Below are 15179 nucleotides of genomic sequence, written 5' to 3' on the forward strand. Positions count from 1 at the left end.
CTCATGACATCGTGGGGGTGGACGGCGACGCGCTTCGCGTTGATCGCCGCGCTGCAGACGGCGCTCGTTTGCTGCGCCGCGCGGGCGCAGACGCCGGCCCCGGAGGCCGCGCCACCGGCGGAAGCCCTGGAGCCCGAGCCCGGTCCGGTCGAGTGGCTCGCGTGGGCTCCCGAGACGTTCCAGCGGGCCCGCAAGGAGGACAAGGGAATCCTCCTCACGATCGTCTCCCGGTCGTGCCGCCCCTGCGCGACCGCCGACGAGGAGATTTACTCGGATCCCGGCGTCCGCCGGTCGATCGCCAGGCGCTGGATTCCCGTGAGGGTCGATCGCGACGAACGGCCCGATATCGAGTCGCGCTACCAGCTCGCCGCGAACTGGTTCACGAGCGGGAAGGCCGGGCTGCCCGTGACCGCCTTTCTCTTCCACACGGGCGAGACGATGTGGGCCGACACGTACATACCTCTCGAGAACCGGGAGGGGAAGCCGGGCCTGCGCTCGCTGCTCGTGAGCACCGATCATCTCTGGCGCGTGCGGTTCACCGAGGCGCAGTCGAACGCCCGGTTCATCCAGATGTCGTTCGATGCCGAAAAGGAGGCCGCCCGCGGCGTCACTGCGTCGAAGGAGCTTCTCGCCGCGCTGGTCGACTCGACGATCGCGCACGCCGATCCGGATCACGGCGGCTTCGGAGAGGCCCCGCGGATCACGAACCCCTATGCCGCCCAGCTCGCCCTGCTCGCCTCGGCGCGACGGCGGGACGACGGGATGCGGGACCTCGGCGTGCGAGCCCTGAAGGCGGCGATCTCGGGCGCCGGGTTCGATCGGATCGACGGGGGATTCCACCGCGCCGCCCGCGATGAAGCGTGGCTCGTCGCGCAGTGGGACAAGCCGCTCGCCGTGAACGCGGCGTATCTCCTCGCCCTCGCCGACGCGTTCCGCGTGACCGCGGACCCCGCGATCCGGGACGCCGCCGTGAAGACGATCGATTTCATCCTGTCGCGCCTGAGATCTCCCGACGGCGGGTTCTACTCGCAGATCGCGCCGTCGAGCGACGTTCGGGACGAGGCCGGCTATTACACCTTCACCGTCGCCGAGGTGAAGCAGGCGCTCCCCGCCGACGATCTGAAGTGGGCGCGCGCTCTCTTCGGATTCCGGGACGAGGGGGAGCTGCTGCTCGGCCTTCCGCCGAGGTTCACGCTCAAGCAGGTCCTCGACCCGGGCGAGGCCGCCCGCGGGGCCTCGGTGGACGCGGGGACGCTCCGCCTCACCGCCACCCGCATCGTCGACGCGCTCGCGGCCATCCGGAAACTGAGGCCGGCGCCGCCGGTGAGCGAGGCCCGATACCTCGATTCGACCGCCCTCGCGGCCTCCGGCCTCGTCCACGCCGGAGCGGTCTTCGACCGGCGAGACGCCATCGACGCCGCGCTGGCGTCGCTCGACGCCATCCTCTCGAAGGAGTCACCGGGGGACGGCGTGCCCCATCGACTCGATCCGGGACGCGCTCCCTCCTCCCCGATCCTGATGGCCGACCAGGTTCTCCTCGGCGCGGCGCTGCTCGACGCTCACGAGATCACCGGGGAGCCCCGATACCTCGCCGCCGCGTCGGCCGTCGCCGCGGGGGTGCCGAAGGCCTTCGGGGACGAGGAGGGAGGAGGCCTGTACGACATCCTCCAGGATCCGAACGCCGCGGGTTATCTGAAACTGCGCCGCAAAATCCCGTTCGACGGAGTCACCCCGTCGCCTGCGGGATCGGCGGCGCTGTTCCTGTCGCGGGTCGCCGCGCGGACGCACGACGAAACTCTCGCCCGCGTCGCCACGCGCTCGGTGGAATGGGCGAGCCGCCACGCCCTCGCTCTCGATCAGCGGCTCGCGACGGTCGGCGTCGCCCTCGACGCGCTCGTGGCGGCGCAGGTGAGGATCACCGTTCCGGCCGGAGACGGCCCCGCGCGCGCCCTGCGGCTCGCCGCCTTCAAGGCCTACGCCCCGGGCCGGGTGGTGGAGAACGCCGCGCCGGGCGTCAGGACGGCGACGGTGTGCGTGGGCGATCGCTGCCGCGAGGGGCTGTCGGATCCGGGGGCGATCGCCGGCGCGATCGCGGCGCGACCTTAGGCCGTGGCGACCACCGCCGGGGCTCCGGAAACGTTGCGGCTCGAAGAGACGCTGTGTTAGCATCCGCGGCCCGCTGCGAACAGAGCGCGACGACGGTTCACACGCATGTGGCGCCGAATACCGTAGGAGGACGACCGATGGCGACCTGCATCGCCTGCGAGGCAGAACTGGAGACCGGAGAGGCGGAGGTCGGTGACACGCTGACCTGCGTCGAGTGCGGCGCCGAGATGGAAGTGATCAGTCTGCGGCCTCTGGAGCTCGAGCTCGTGGACGACGTCGACGACGATGTCGACGACGCCGATGACGACGACGATGACGACGACGCGGCGGAGGAGGACGACGCCTAGGCCCCCGGGCCCTCAGTCGACCGGCAGAATCACCCGGGCCGTCGTCCCCTTCATCGGGGCGCTCGACAGCTCGATGCGCCCCCGGTGCTCGTCGACGGCGCGCCGGGCGATGGCCATGCCGAGCCCGGTCCCGGTCCCCTTCGTCGAGAAGTAAGGCTCGAACGCGCGCGCGAGAGCCTCACCGTCCATCCCCACCCCCGTGTCCGAGATGGAGATCCGCAGGCTTCGCGACCCCGGAGGGCCGCCCGACTCGGCCCTCAGCATGAGATTCCCGCCGCGCGGCATCGCCTGCAGGGCGTTCTCGATGAGGTTCACCAGCGCCTGGGAGATCATCGTCCGGTCGATCTCCATCGTTCCGAGATCGCCGTCGAGATCGCACTCGACGACGACGCCCAGGGGAGGCGCGGCCCGGTACGGGCGGATGACCTCCTCGAGGAACTCCCGCATCGGCGTCGGCTCGCGGCGCATCTCCGGCACGCGCGCGTAATCGCCGAACTGGGCGGCGATGGCCCGCAGGCTCACGACCTGCTCGCCGATGGTGCGCAGGCACTCCTCGAGGACCGCGGGAAAGCCGGGCGAGCCGTCCGCGAAGACGCGTCTCAGGTGGTCCGCGGAGAGCTGGATCGGCGTGAGCGGGTTCTTGATCTCGTGCGCGATGCGGCGCGCCATCTCGGCCCACGCGCTGAGACGGTTCGACCTCACGGTCTCGGTCACGTCGTCGAGAAAGATCAGGAAGCCCGACCCCTCGAGGAAAGGGACGATGCGGGTGCGCGCGTGCCGGGTCTCGGCCGCGGCGCCGATCTCGGACTCGATCTCCCTCGGCTGCGGCGCGGCGTCGAGCGCGTGGCGCAGCGCTCCGCGAAGCGAGTCGAAGTCCTTCGACTCCGAGAGCCGGGCGAGGAGATCCTGCCCCGCGCCGAGGTCCCGGATGCCGAGGATCATCACCGCCGCGGGGTTGATCGTGACGACGCGCCCGCGAAAATCGACCGACAGGACGCCCGTCGTCGCGTTGAGGAGGATCTTCTCGATGTAGTTGCCTCGCTGCTCGAGATCGTCCCTCTGCCGCCGGAGCGCCCTGGCCATCGCGTTGAACGACGCGACCAGATCGCCCGTCTCGTCGCGGGTGAGCGACTCGACCTCGGCGTTGAGATCGCCGAGCGTGATGCGGGCCGCCGCCGCCGAGAGTCGCCGGATCGGCGCGGCGATGCGCCGGCCGAGCGCGTACGCGAGGATCGTCATGAAGATCAGCACCGACGCCGTCGTCAGGAGCAGGACGTCGTAGACCTCGAGCGCCCTTCGCTCGACCTCGGCGGGCTGGGACGCGAGGAGGATGGAGAGAACCCCCTCTCCGGCGAGCCCCAGGGAGACGACGCCGTTGATCGTCCGGTACGTCCGGCCGCCGATCTCGACGTTGCCGAGGACCACCCGCTGCCCCTCGATCTCGATCGCGCGGTAGACGTCGCCGTCGAGGCGGATCGGCGCCCCGCCGAACAGGTAGATCTCGCGCTGGCTCGTCGCGCGGAGGACGCCGTTCGTGTAGAGGCTCAGCTCCTCGCCCACCGTCTCGGTCAGGTTGTAGAGGTAGGCGTCGTCGAACGGGCCCTCGGTCCCCTGCACGACGGCGAAGTCCTCGAGCTGGTCCCGCGCCGCCTTGAGGACCGTCCAGCCCCTCTCCCGCACGTCGATCTCGATCTCCGAGGTGATGTACTCGGTGAGGGCGACGGCGAGGACGGTCAGGGGGGCGACGGAGGCGGTGAGGAACGCCGCCACGAGGCGCCGGTAGTGCGTGCGGGTCAGCGTCTCGACGAGGCGGAAGGGGCTCATCCGCCAGCCGAGCCTCACCGCCGAGGCCGCCCACCACGGCGCCATGAGGAGCATCAGGCACGCGACCCCCTGGGCGAGGAACTTCAGCGCCCGGGCCGCGCGGGTGATCCATCCGGGCTCGGGGAAGCTGAGAGCGACCAGGTAGTTCGCGGGAGTCGTCGGATCCGCCGTGCTGAAGAAGAGCTCGTGCGTCCTCACACCCGCGATCCGCCGCACCAGCCAGCGTCTCGCCGAGGAGTCCGTCAGGACGAGGGCCCGCTGCTCGGGGGGGAGCGGGGTCTCCCGGGCGCTCGCGGCGAGGGGGAGGCCCTGCGAGTCGTAGACGGAAAGCCCGATCGATCGCGCCCAGGGCGGGAGCAGCGAGCTGACCCGGCTCTCCTCGCCGAGCGCCTCCTCGATGGGGGTCGGCAGCGAAAGGGGCGGGAGGCTCCCGAAGTCGAAGCGCAGGTGAACCGTCACCGCGCCGATGGCCACGCCGTGGCGGCGCAGGATCGTGTGGACGTGGAGCGCGCGCACCTCCCGGCCTCGAGGCCCGGCGACGAACGGGACGATCTGATCCTCGCCGGGATCCTCCGGCTCCTGGCGCCCTTCGTCGAGGATCGGGGGAAAGTTCCGGGAGTAACGGCTCAGGAGGCGCCCGGCCGCGTCCACCACGAAGAGGGAGGCGCTGTACCTCTTGGTGGCGAGGGGGGTTGCCTGCCACAGATCGTACGCGAGCGTCGGGTCGCCGCCGGGATCCGTCGCGGCCACGCGATCGGCGAGCGCGGGAAAGCTCTCGATCGAGCGGATTGCGTCCTGGAGCGCGAGCCGCCTCTCGGTGGGCGCCCACTTCACGATGGTGATCAGGTCCTGCTCGACGAACTCGCGCAGCGCCTCGGTGGCCGCGGGCTGCAGCGTCAGCTCGAGGACCACGCACGATCCGAACGCGGCCGGGACGAGAAGGAGCGCGATCCACCGGAGCGTCTCCTCCGTCGGGAGAGGCGGCGGCGGCGCACCGCGAGCCAGCCCGAACGGGGCGGCCCAGATCGCCCCCCAGGCGAAGGTCAGCAGGGGAAGGACGAGGCCCATCAGCGCGAAGACGGCCGCGATCTGCATCGTGAGGCGCGCCGCCGACGGGCTGAGCGGCTGCGCCGTCAGGATGTCCACGCGCGCGTTCTTCACGAAGATGGACGCCTCCGCCGGAACGGTCGCCCCCAGCACGAACGCGGACACCAGGAGGAGGGCGAGGCACCACCACGCGCCGCGCCGCCGCGCGGATCCGGTCGCCGCCGTGATGACGCGCGTCGTCGCGAGCGACGTGACGACGCCGGTCGCGAGGAGCGCCATCGCGGTGAGGAGAAAGGCCTCCGGCGAGCCGAACAGCCCCAGGAACCCGCTGGTGGAGAAGAGCGCCGGATCGTCGAGCGCCTGCCCGCCCAGGGTGATCGGGAGCGGGAAGAGCATGAAGAGGCATCGGAACCCCCAGACCCCGGCGATGCGCGTGATCTGGATGCCGAGCTCGCGCCCCGAGGGGACCTGTGTCGACCCCGACCTCGGGAGGATGGCCATGCCGAGGAGGAGCCCCCCTGTCGCAAGGACGATGAGGCCCGCCGCGCGGCGATGGCGCCCCGCGAGATCGTCCTCCGCCGCCTCGGCGGATCGCCCGGTGAGCGTCACGTACCCGAGAAGCGAGCGATCCCTCGCGCGCACCGCCACGTTCAGCATCGGCCGCGAGGTCCCTTCGGGGGCGAAACGCTCTCCCTCCCGCTGGAAGAGATCCTGGAGGGCGAGCGGCGGGCGCCGGTAGGAGGTGAAGGCGATCCGGTCGATCTCGGGAAGGAGCGCCGGAGGAGGGATCGCCTCCTCGAGGACCCTCGGGTCGTAGATCGATCGGATGGAGGACTCGACGACGAGCAGGAGATCCGAATCCTTGAAGGGGTGGGCGAGGGCCAGGCAGCGCGCCAGCCCGTCGGCGTCGACGGCGACCACCTTCGTCGACGCGGGGGGGATCGAGAGGACCAGCAGCTCCGTCGGGACCGCGTGCACGCCGCCGGTCCACGCCAGCGCCTGGCGCTCGGAATCGAAGAGCGTGATCGACAACCGGGAGTTCGCGGCGGGGCGGCCGGCGCTGATCTGGCGGACGAACTCGAAGGCCCGGTCGCGCGTGTCGGGGGGCCCGCTCTTCGGGGCCCGCGCCGCCAGCTCGCGGGCCCGCGCGATCGGCTCCTCGATCCGATCGAGGAGTCTGTCGACCGAGACCTGGAGCAGGTCGGCCCGGCGCTCGAGGCGGGCCGTCTCCTCGTCATGCCAAGCCTCCGCGAGGCCCGCGCGCTGCGAGCGGTCAACGAGCCCGTTCGCGGAGAGGGCGATGGCCGCGATCGAGACGATGACGGTCGTGAGCGCGAGGACCTTCGGCCTCGCCTTCGGCCGGAGCAGGGACCTCGCCCCCGACGCCGCGAGCGCGGCGGCGACGAGGATGACCAGAACGTGCGTGCCCGGATGGAGGGGGGAGGAGTCCAGCGCGGCGTCGAGGGCCGTCGCCGAGGCGAGCGCGACGGCGCCGACGGTGGATTTCACGAGCGCGCGTCGCGTCGTGACCGCCATCCGTCGCTCAGCGGATCTCAAGGATCTCGACGAGCTGCCACTTCTCCTGCTGCCGGGCGAGCTGGAACCTCAGGTTGAGATCGGTCCTCACGCCGTGCGACTGGTAGCTCCAGACGGATGGACACACGGCGACGCCGCGGTCCTTCGACTCCTCGGACGACAGGTCGATGTTGATGTGGAACGCGACCGTCTGCGCGATGGCGAAGGTCTGCTTCAGCAGGGCCTCGAGCTGATCGCGCGAGTAGAAGCCGGGCTCGGCGGCGATGATCTTCACGGAGACGTAGATCTTGCCGGCGTTCGGCAGGGCGGCGGAGAGCGAGGCGGCCTGTCGCAGCCGGAAGGTCTGGCGGATGGCGTCGGAGGCCGCGATGAGGCCGGGCTCGGGCTGCTTCTTCCCCTCGGCTCCGGCGGCCGACGCGGCGATCGCCCAGCCGCAGAGAATGACGACGATCTGGCGGGTAGGTTGGGTCATTTCCCGGGACCGGGGCCTCCTGAAACCGGCTTGTCGTTCAGGCCGGCGGAGCGTAGTGCACGCCCGATCGAGAGTCAAACAAGCCATGCCGGCTCTGAGGTTTGCGCGAAAAACAGGATCCGCGCACGCTATACTCGCCGACTCTCCCGAAAGGAGGCCCGCGCATGCCCTCGGAGCGCGCCGTGTATCTGAAGCACGCGATCACGACCCCGCTCGACCCGCGCGTGCGCGATCGGGTCGTCGCGTGCCTCGAGGAGGATCCGCGCGTCGAAGGGAGCCTTCTCTCGGACGGCCGCCTCGCGGCGCGTCTCCTCGCCGAGGCGAGGGAGCGGGTCGCCCTTCTCGTGGGCGGCTCGCCGGACGAGATCGTCTTCACCTCCGGAGGGGCCGAGGCCTCGAGCCTCGCGCTGAAGGGGGCCGCTCTCGCGCCCCGGGCCGGGCGGGAGAGGCGGCGCCTCCTCGTCAGCGCCACCGCGCCGACACCGATCCGCCATCCCGCGCGCTCGCTCGCGCGGCGGGGGTTCGCCGTCGAGGACGTCCCGGTCGACCGCCTCGGCCTCCTGGATCGCGGCCGGCTCGCCGCCTCCCTCGGCGACGACGTCCTCATCGTCTCCGTGGAGTGGGTGAACGCGGAGACCGGGGTCGTGCAGCCGGTGCGGGAGATCGGCGAGAGCGCGAGGTCCGCCGGGGCGCTCTTCCACGTGGACGCCTCGTCGGCCGCCGCCCACTTCCCCCTCTCCGCGGCGGATCTCGGCGCCGACCTCATCACGCTGTCCGCGCACCGCATGTACGGGCCACGGGGCGCGGGGGCGCTCTTCGTCAGGGACGGCGTGCGCCTCGCGCCGCTCGTCGAGGGGGGCGTGGAGGAGGGGGGACGGCGCGGCGGATCCGCGCCCATCGCGCTCCTCGCGGGGTTTGGCGAGGCGGCGGCGCTGGCGATGATCGAGCGGAGCGGCTGGGTGGAGCGATCCTGGTCCGCGGGGCGCGCGATCCTCGAGGGGCTCACCGGCCTCCCGAGGGTCACCTTGAACGGGGCGGGCGCGCCCCGCGTCGAGGCGCTGGTCAACGTCTCCGTCTCGGGCGCGGACGGCGAGTCACTCCTGCTGGACCTCGCGCGCGCAGGCATCGCGGCGGCCACCGGCTCCGCTTGCTACGATGAGGCGGGCAGGCCCTCCCACGTGCTCGAGGCGATGGGCGTGCCGGCGCGCCTCGCGCAGGGCTCGGTTCTCTTCGCGGCGGGCCGGGCGACGACGCGCGACGACGCGGAAAGGGTCGCCCCGGCGTTTCGCGCGGCCGTCGAGCGCCTGCGGCGCCTTTCGGTCTCGGAGGTTTCGTGAACGCCGACGCGACGATCGACACCGTGGGGCTGTACTGCCCCGTCCCGATCATCCGGACGGCGGACCGGCTCTCGAAGATGAGTCCGGGGGAGACGCTCGAGGTTCTCTCGGACGACCGCGTCATCCTGATCGACATGCCGTCGTGGTGCCGCTCGAACGGCCACGACTATCTGGGCCATCGGGCCGAGGGGAGCGAGATGCACGTCTACGTTCGCAAGGGAGCGGGAAGGCGCGGGCGCGATGCCTGAGACGACGGCGACACCGCCGCGCGCCGCCTTCGGCGTCGGCCTGATGTCGGGAGGCCTCGACAGCACGCTCGCGGCCGCCATCCTGAAGGAGGCGGGGGCCAGGGTCGTCGGACTCAACTTCTCGACCGGCTTCTGCATGACCGATCATCGCCGGGCGATAGGCCGCCAGGGCGAGGACCCGCGCCGCCTTCGGAACGAGGCGCTCAGGGCCGCCTCGGACATCGACGTCGAGATCCGCGTGATCGACGTGGCGGAGGAGTACTTCGAGATGGTGAAGGCGCCGAAGCACGGGTACGGCTCGAAGGCCAACCCGTGCATCGACTGCCGCATCTTCATGCTCGAGAGGGCGCGCCAGGTGATGCTCGACGAGGGGGCCGACTTCGTCTTCACAGGCGAGGTCCTGGGCCAGCGCCCCTTCTCGCAGCACATGGCGTCGCTGCGCCTGATCGAGAAGGAGACCGGCCTCGCCGGGCGCCTCCTGCGCCCTCTCTCCGCCCAGTACATGCCGCCGACGATTCCCGAGAAGGAGGGGCTGATCGATCGGGGGCGCCTGCTGTCGATCCGCGGACGCTCGCGCCGCCCGCAGGCCGAGCTCGCCCGGCGCCTCGGCGTCGTCGACTACCCGCAGCCGTCGGGGGGGTGCTGCTACCTCGCGGACGAGAACTTCGCGCGGAAGTTCATGGACAAGCTCTCCCACCCGGCGGCGGAGGGGAAGATCACGCGCGACGAGATCATCCTCCTGAAGGTCGGGCGCCACTTCCGCCTCGGGCCGGCCACGAAGGTGATCGTGGGGCGCGACGAAGGGGAGAACGCCTTCCTCGAGCGCTTCGCGGAGGGGAGATGGGAGCTCCGGGCCGCCGAGCACGTCGGCCCCGTGACGATTGTCGAGGGGGACGCCGGCGAGGAGGTGCTGATCGAGGCGGCGAGGATCGCCGCGCGCTACGGCGACGGCCGCGCCGAATCCAGCGTGCGCATCGCGCTCAAGCGCGGGGAGGAGCGTCGGCTGCTCGACGTCCCCCCGGCGCTCGACGCCGAGATCGATTCCCGTCGTCTGTGACCCGTGATATATTCCTGCGCCCCACGGAACGGGGAGGGCCGTTAACTCAGTGGGAGAGTGCTACCTTCACACGGTAGAAGTCGTAGGTTCAAATCCTACACGGCCCACCAGATGACGATCTCCCAAGGTGACGCCCGCCGCCGCATCGAGGGCCTGCGCGCCGAGCTGAGAGAGCACGATCGCCGGTACTACGTCCTCGACGCCCCCACCATCGCAGACGCCGACTACGACCGCCTCTTCCGCGAGCTCGCCGAGCTCGAGGCCCGGAACCCCTCGCTCGTCACCGCCGACTCACCCACGCAGCGCGTCGCGGGAGCCCCGGCCGACGGGTTCGACCCCTACGTCCGCACGGAGCCGATGCTCTCGCTCGAGAACGTCGCCGACGCCGGCGAGCTCGCCGCGTGGGAGGAAAGGATCCGCTCGCAGATCGGGGAGGGGCCGCCGATCGATTACTGGTGCGAGCCCAAGGTCGACGGGGCGGCGCTCGAGCTGGTCTACGAGCGCGGCCGGCTCGCCGTCGCCGCGACGCGCGGGGACGGGCGCGTCGGCGAGAACGTGACGCCGAACGCGCGCACCATCCGCAACGTGCCTCTGGTGCTCCAGGGGACGCGCCGCCGCTTCTCGAGGTGCGCGGCGAGATCTACATGGAGAAGGCCGACTTCGCCCGGCTGAACGAGGAGAACCAGGAGCGGGGGGAGAAGACCTTCGCCAACCCGCGCAACTCGGCGGCCGGCTCGCTCCGGCAGCTCGATCCGGCGCTGACCGCGCGCCGCCCGCTCAGGCTGGTCGTCCATGGGATCGGGCGCCTCGAGGGGGCCGCCTTCACCCGGCAGAGCGAGGCGATGGAGAGGATCGCCGCGTGGGGGCTTCCGGCCGCGACGCGTCGCGGGCGCATCTGCACCGGGCTCGAGGCGGTGCAGGCCTACTTCGACGAGCTGGGGGGGGCGCGGGAGGTGATCCCCTTCGAGATCGACGGCGTCGTCATCAAGGTCGACTCGATCGCGCTCCAGCGAGAGCTCGGCGCGCGGGCCCGCAATCCCCGCTGGGCCGTGGCGTACAAGTACCCTCCGCGCGAGGCGGTCACGCGCCTCGAGCGCATCGAGGTGCAGGTGGGGCGCACCGGCGCGCTCACGCCGGTCGCCATCCTCGCCCCGGTGCGGGTCGGCGGCGTCGTCGTGAGCAGCGCGACGCTCCACAACCAGGACATGATCGACGGGAAGGACGTGCGCGAAGGGGACACGGTGGTCGTGACGCGGGCCGGAGACGTGATTCCCGATGTCGTCCGCGTCGTCCCGGAGATGCGCCCCGCCTTCTCGCAGCCCTTCCTCATGCCCGCGGTCTGCCCCGCGTGCGGCGCGCGCGCCTCGAAGGCGGAAGGGGAGGTCATCTCCAGGTGCCCGAACATCGCCTGCCCCGCGCAGGTGAAGGGAAGGATCCTCCACTTCGCGGGCCGGGAGGCGATGAACATCGATCACCTCGGCGAGAAGCTCGTGGACCAGCTCGTCGCCACCGGGATGGTGAGGGACCCGGCCGATCTCTACGCGCTGGCGCTCGATCCCCTCGCCGCCCTTCCGCGCATGGGCCCGACGTCGGCGAGGAACCTCCTCGACTCGATCGAGAGATCCAAGAGCGCGACGCTGGCCCGCCTCATCCACGCCCTCGGAATCCGTCACGTCGGGGCGACGCTCGCGGGCGTCCTGGCGCGGGACATCGGATCGATCGCGGGCCTTCTGGACGCGACGCGGGAGCGGCTGGAGGAGATCCCCGACGTCGGGCCCGAGGTGTCGGCGTCGCTCCGCGGGTTCCTCGACGACCCGGACAACAGGAGGGTCGTGGAGAAGCTCATCGCCTCGGGAGTCCACGCCGAGCCCCCGCCCCCCGAGGACGCCGGGCCGCTCGCGGGGATGGTCTTCGTCTTCACGGGGGAGATGGCCTCCATGCCCCGATCGAGGGCGAAGGCGCTCGTCGAGGCGCGTGGCGGGCGCACCGCCGGCGCCATCTCGCGGCAGGTCACCCACGTCGTCGCCGGCGCGGCCGCGGGCTCAAAGCTGAAGAAGGCCCGGGATCTCGGCCTCTCGATCCTCGAGGAGGCCGAGTTCGTCCGGCTCGTCGACGCCGGCTGACGGGGGAGGCCCGCCGGGCTTTACCCCATCCCCTCAAGGCCCTATGATCGCCCACCCTGCGGCGAGGAGATCCCCGATCCATGTTCAAGAGCGTGCTGAGAACGGCGATCCTGATCACACCGCTCGACCTCCTCGGAGTGATCTACGGCGATCCCCACCTCCTCTCGACGGGGAACTATCGCCTGGTCCTCTTCCTGTGGGCGACGCATCTGGTCTTCTGGCTCGGGTTTCTCGCTCTCGTGACCCCCGTCTTCCTGAGGCTCGCGCGGGGGGGCGCCCGCGCGACGGGCGACGAGACGCTCGCGGCGCTTCTCGTCGGCGTCGTCGGGATCTCCTTCGCCTTCGGCGCGTCGGTCTTCTACCTTCACAAGGACCTCGGCTTCTTCAGCCCGCGCCGCCTGCCGCTCAACGCCGCCGTCTTCGTCGCGGCGATGCTCCTCGCGGCGGTCGCCTTCCGCTGGTTCCGAAAGCTCGGCGAGACTCTGCACCGGGGACGCCTCGCCGTCACGCTCGTCGGGCTCACCGCCGCCGCCGGGTTCTGGGTGACCATGTTCGTCCTGTCGAGGCCGAACCAGGTCAGCCTCGACATCGAGGCGCTCGCGATCTCGACCCCCGCGGCGAAGCCCGCTTCGACCGGGGGCGCGCCGGACGACGCCGCGAAGCGAAAGGGGAACCGCGTGGTCCTGCTCGGTCTCGACGGCGCGGACTGGACGGTGATCGACCCCCTGATCAAGGCCGGAGGCCTGCCGAGCTTCGCCGCGCTTCATGAGAAGGGGGTCACCGCCCCGGAGGAGACGGTCTCCCCGTTCTCTCCGGTCGTGTGGACCTCGATCGCGACGGGGATGGATCCGGGGCACCACTCGGTCCAGTACTTCTCCGAGATGTACTCGTCGATGTTCGACATGACGGTGCAGCGCCTGAACTTCAACTTCCTCGAGCCGCTCTACAGCCGCGTCTTCCCCAAGATCCCCGTCAGCTCGACCACGCGGACGTCGAAGGCGCTCTGGGAGATCCTCTCGGCGTTCAACCGCGAGTCCCTCGTCGTCAACTGGTGGGCGTCGTTTCCGGCCGAGCCGCAGCGCGGCGTGATGATCTCGAACTACGCCATCCCGTGGGACGAGATCAGCGCGGAGAGGATTCACCGCCTCACCGGCGGCGCGCAGCGGGTGTTCCCGGCGGCGATCTGGCCGGACGTGATGTCGGTGATGGAGGAGACGGTGAAGGGGGGGCTGGCCACGTCCTCGGGGGAGGGAACGCCCCTCGCCGTGAAGGTCACCAACAACGTCTTCTGGGACACGCGCGATCAGATCGCGACGACCCTGTTCGATCGCTTCGACCGGCGCGACTACTCCCTCTCGGCCCTCTACCTCCAGGGGTGCGACACGACGTCGCATCATCTCTCCGAGACGGTCTTCGGCGAGAACATGGACGTGCCGCGCGAGGCGAAGGTGTCGAAGGAGATCATCGACGAGAAGCAGGCGATGCTGAAGGCGGTGTACGAGCGCATGGATGCGCTCGTGGGGCGCCAGATGGCCCTCCTGCAGCCCGGGGACCTGCTCGTCGTCGTGTCGGATCACGGCTGGCGCTACGACGGCACCAGCCACTGGCGCAAGCCCGACGGGATCTTCGCGCTCTACGGGAGCGGCGTCCGCCCGGGCTTCTCGCCCGGGCGCGTCCACGTCTACGACGTCGCGCCGACGGTCCTCTACTACCTGGGCCTTCCCATCAGCAAGGAGATGCCGGGCCGGGCGGTCGAGGCGGCGTTCACGCCGGAGGCGACGGCGCTGCTCCCGCGCGTCTCCGTCGCGTCGTACGGGCCGCGCTCGCGCCCGGTGCGCGTCGCGGATCCCGAGATGGACGGAGAGTATCGGGCCAAGCTGAAATCCCTCGGCTACATCCAGTGAGGCGAGGGCGCGCGCGCTACGCCGCGCGGCGCCCGGGCATGAGGCCGCGGCCGTACCAGTGCCACGCGAGAAGGAGGACCGGCGAGTAGAGGAGGCAGAAGGCCACGAGCCCCGAGCCCGCCGAGAGCCACGGGGAAGCGGCGCCTCCGGCCGCCCTCGAGGCCGCTTCCCCCGCGAGGACGCAGGCCATGCCGTACGCGAGCGGGGCGAGGAGCCTCGCCGTGAAGGAAACGTGGGCGGCGACGCCCCGGACGAAGAAGGCCCGCGCCATGCAGATGATCGAGAGGCTGAAGGCGGCGAGCGTCGTCGAGGTCGCCGCGGCGACTCCGCGGATTCCCCACCCGAGCGTCAGGGCCGCGGAGACGAGGGCCGCGTTGAGCCCGATCGCCGCCGCGTAGACGGGGAGCAGGCGGGCCTGCTTCCGGATGGCCAGGAAGAAGGAGCTGAGGCCCCGGTGGAGCGAGGAGAAGTAGGTCCCGAGAAGGAGGATCTGCAGGGGCGCCAGCGCCTCGCGGAAGCTCTGGAGCACGGTCTCGACGGCCCCCGCGGAGGCGAAGTAGACGGCGCCGAGGATCATGGGGGTCGCCATCGCGATCACGATCGTGGGACGCTCGACGATCGGGCGCATCGACTCCATCGACTCGCTCTCGCTCCACCTCTCGACGAGCCGGGGCGAGATGACGTTGCCGAGGGCGTACGAGAACTGGAAGAGGTAGTCGTTGACGGTCATCCCGAGGCCATAGAGACCTACCCCCTCGAGCCCCAGGACCGGGAGGATCAGCATGCGATCGACGCTCATGAGCAGGTTGTAGAGAAGGCCGTTGACGTGCGACGGGAAGCCAATCTTGACGAGATCGGCGTACGTCGACCAGCGGAAGGCGAAGCCGATGTCGAAGCGGATCCACCGGAGCTGGACGAGGGCCGCGAGCGCGTAGCCGATGAAGGTGCCGACGATGAGGCCGTCCAGGCCGAAGCGGATCGTGCCGGCGATCGCGAGGACGGCTTCGACGACGGCGAGGGCGAGATTGATGCGCGAGGCGTAGACGAACTCCTTGCGCCAGAAGAGAAGCTGCTCCATGAAGGTGTGGACGTGATTGGCGTAGAGCAGCGGAATGAAGAGGCGCATCGCGCGCGACCATGCCGGATCGTGGACGAGGAACGAGACGGCGAGGACGCCC

At 71.0% G+C, this 15179-nt stretch carries 9 protein-coding genes, 1 tRNA gene and 1 pseudogene; 8 read left to right on the forward strand and 3 right to left on the reverse strand.

What is annotated here, in order from left to right; genetic code table 11:
- The first annotated feature begins 3 nt into the window (after nucleotides 1–3).
- On the forward strand, nucleotides 4–2106 hold the full coding sequence (locus HY049_15340; protein ID MBI3450275.1) for a thioredoxin domain-containing protein: 2103 nt from the start codon (nucleotides 4–6) through the stop codon (nucleotides 2104–2106).
- 137 nt (nucleotides 2107–2243) lie between these two features.
- Nucleotides 2244–2453 carry a hypothetical protein gene (locus HY049_15345; GenBank protein ID MBI3450276.1) on the forward strand — a complete coding sequence of 70 codons (210 nt, stop codon included), beginning with the start codon at nucleotides 2244–2246 and terminating at the stop codon, nucleotides 2451–2453.
- Between the two features lie 12 nt (nucleotides 2454–2465).
- Here HY049_15345 and HY049_15350 read toward each other — a convergent pair whose 3' ends face one another.
- Together HY049_15350 and HY049_15355 are read right to left on the reverse strand one after the other, a co-directional pair.
- Nucleotides 2466–6860 (reverse strand): HAMP domain-containing protein, encoded by a 4395-nt coding sequence (locus tag HY049_15350; protein MBI3450277.1) that lies wholly within the window; start codon nucleotides 6858–6860, stop codon nucleotides 2466–2468.
- A gap of 7 nt (nucleotides 6861–6867) precedes the next feature.
- Nucleotides 6868–7332: a hypothetical protein gene (locus HY049_15355; protein MBI3450278.1), complete on the reverse strand. Its 465-nt coding sequence runs from the start codon at nucleotides 7330–7332 to the stop codon at nucleotides 6868–6870.
- Nucleotides 7333–7496: 164 nt separating this feature from the next.
- Between HY049_15355 and HY049_15360 the strand changes: the two genes are divergently transcribed.
- The 6 genes and pseudogenes from HY049_15360 (at nucleotide 7497) to HY049_15385 (ending at nucleotide 14001) form a co-directional block, all read left to right on the forward strand.
- Nucleotides 7497–8669, forward strand: coding sequence for a cysteine desulfurase (locus HY049_15360; GenBank protein MBI3450279.1), 1173 nt, complete (start codon nucleotides 7497–7499; stop codon nucleotides 8667–8669).
- Nucleotides 8666–8917, forward strand: a complete 252-nt coding sequence (locus HY049_15365; protein MBI3450280.1) for a sulfurtransferase TusA family protein — start codon at nucleotides 8666–8668, stop codon at nucleotides 8915–8917. The genes HY049_15360 and HY049_15365 overlap by 4 nt, the downstream gene beginning before the upstream one ends.
- Nucleotides 8910–9974: a thiamine biosynthesis protein gene (locus tag HY049_15370; GenBank protein MBI3450281.1), complete on the forward strand. Its 1065-nt coding sequence runs from the start codon at nucleotides 8910–8912 to the stop codon at nucleotides 9972–9974. The genes HY049_15365 and HY049_15370 overlap by 8 nt, the downstream gene beginning before the upstream one ends.
- 35 nt (nucleotides 9975–10009) lie before the next feature.
- Nucleotides 10010–10084 (forward strand) — tRNA-Val (locus tag HY049_15375).
- Between the two features lies 1 nt (nucleotide 10085).
- Nucleotides 10086–12097 (forward strand): annotated as a pseudogene (gene ligA / locus HY049_15380) (NAD-dependent DNA ligase LigA).
- Nucleotides 12098–12177: 80 nt separating this feature from the next.
- A complete protein-coding gene (locus tag HY049_15385; protein ID MBI3450282.1) occupies nucleotides 12178–14001 on the forward strand; it encodes an alkaline phosphatase family protein in 1824 nt (607 codons plus the stop codon).
- Between the two features lie 16 nt (nucleotides 14002–14017).
- Here the strand turns inward: HY049_15385 and HY049_15390 are convergent.
- On the reverse strand, nucleotides 14018–15179 hold a 1162-nt coding region (locus HY049_15390), incomplete at its 5' end, for an oligosaccharide flippase family protein (protein MBI3450283.1).

This window comes from Acidobacteriota bacterium, assembly GCA_016195325.1.
Classification (GTDB): domain Bacteria; phylum Acidobacteriota; class Polarisedimenticolia; order JACPZX01; family JACPZX01; genus JACPZX01.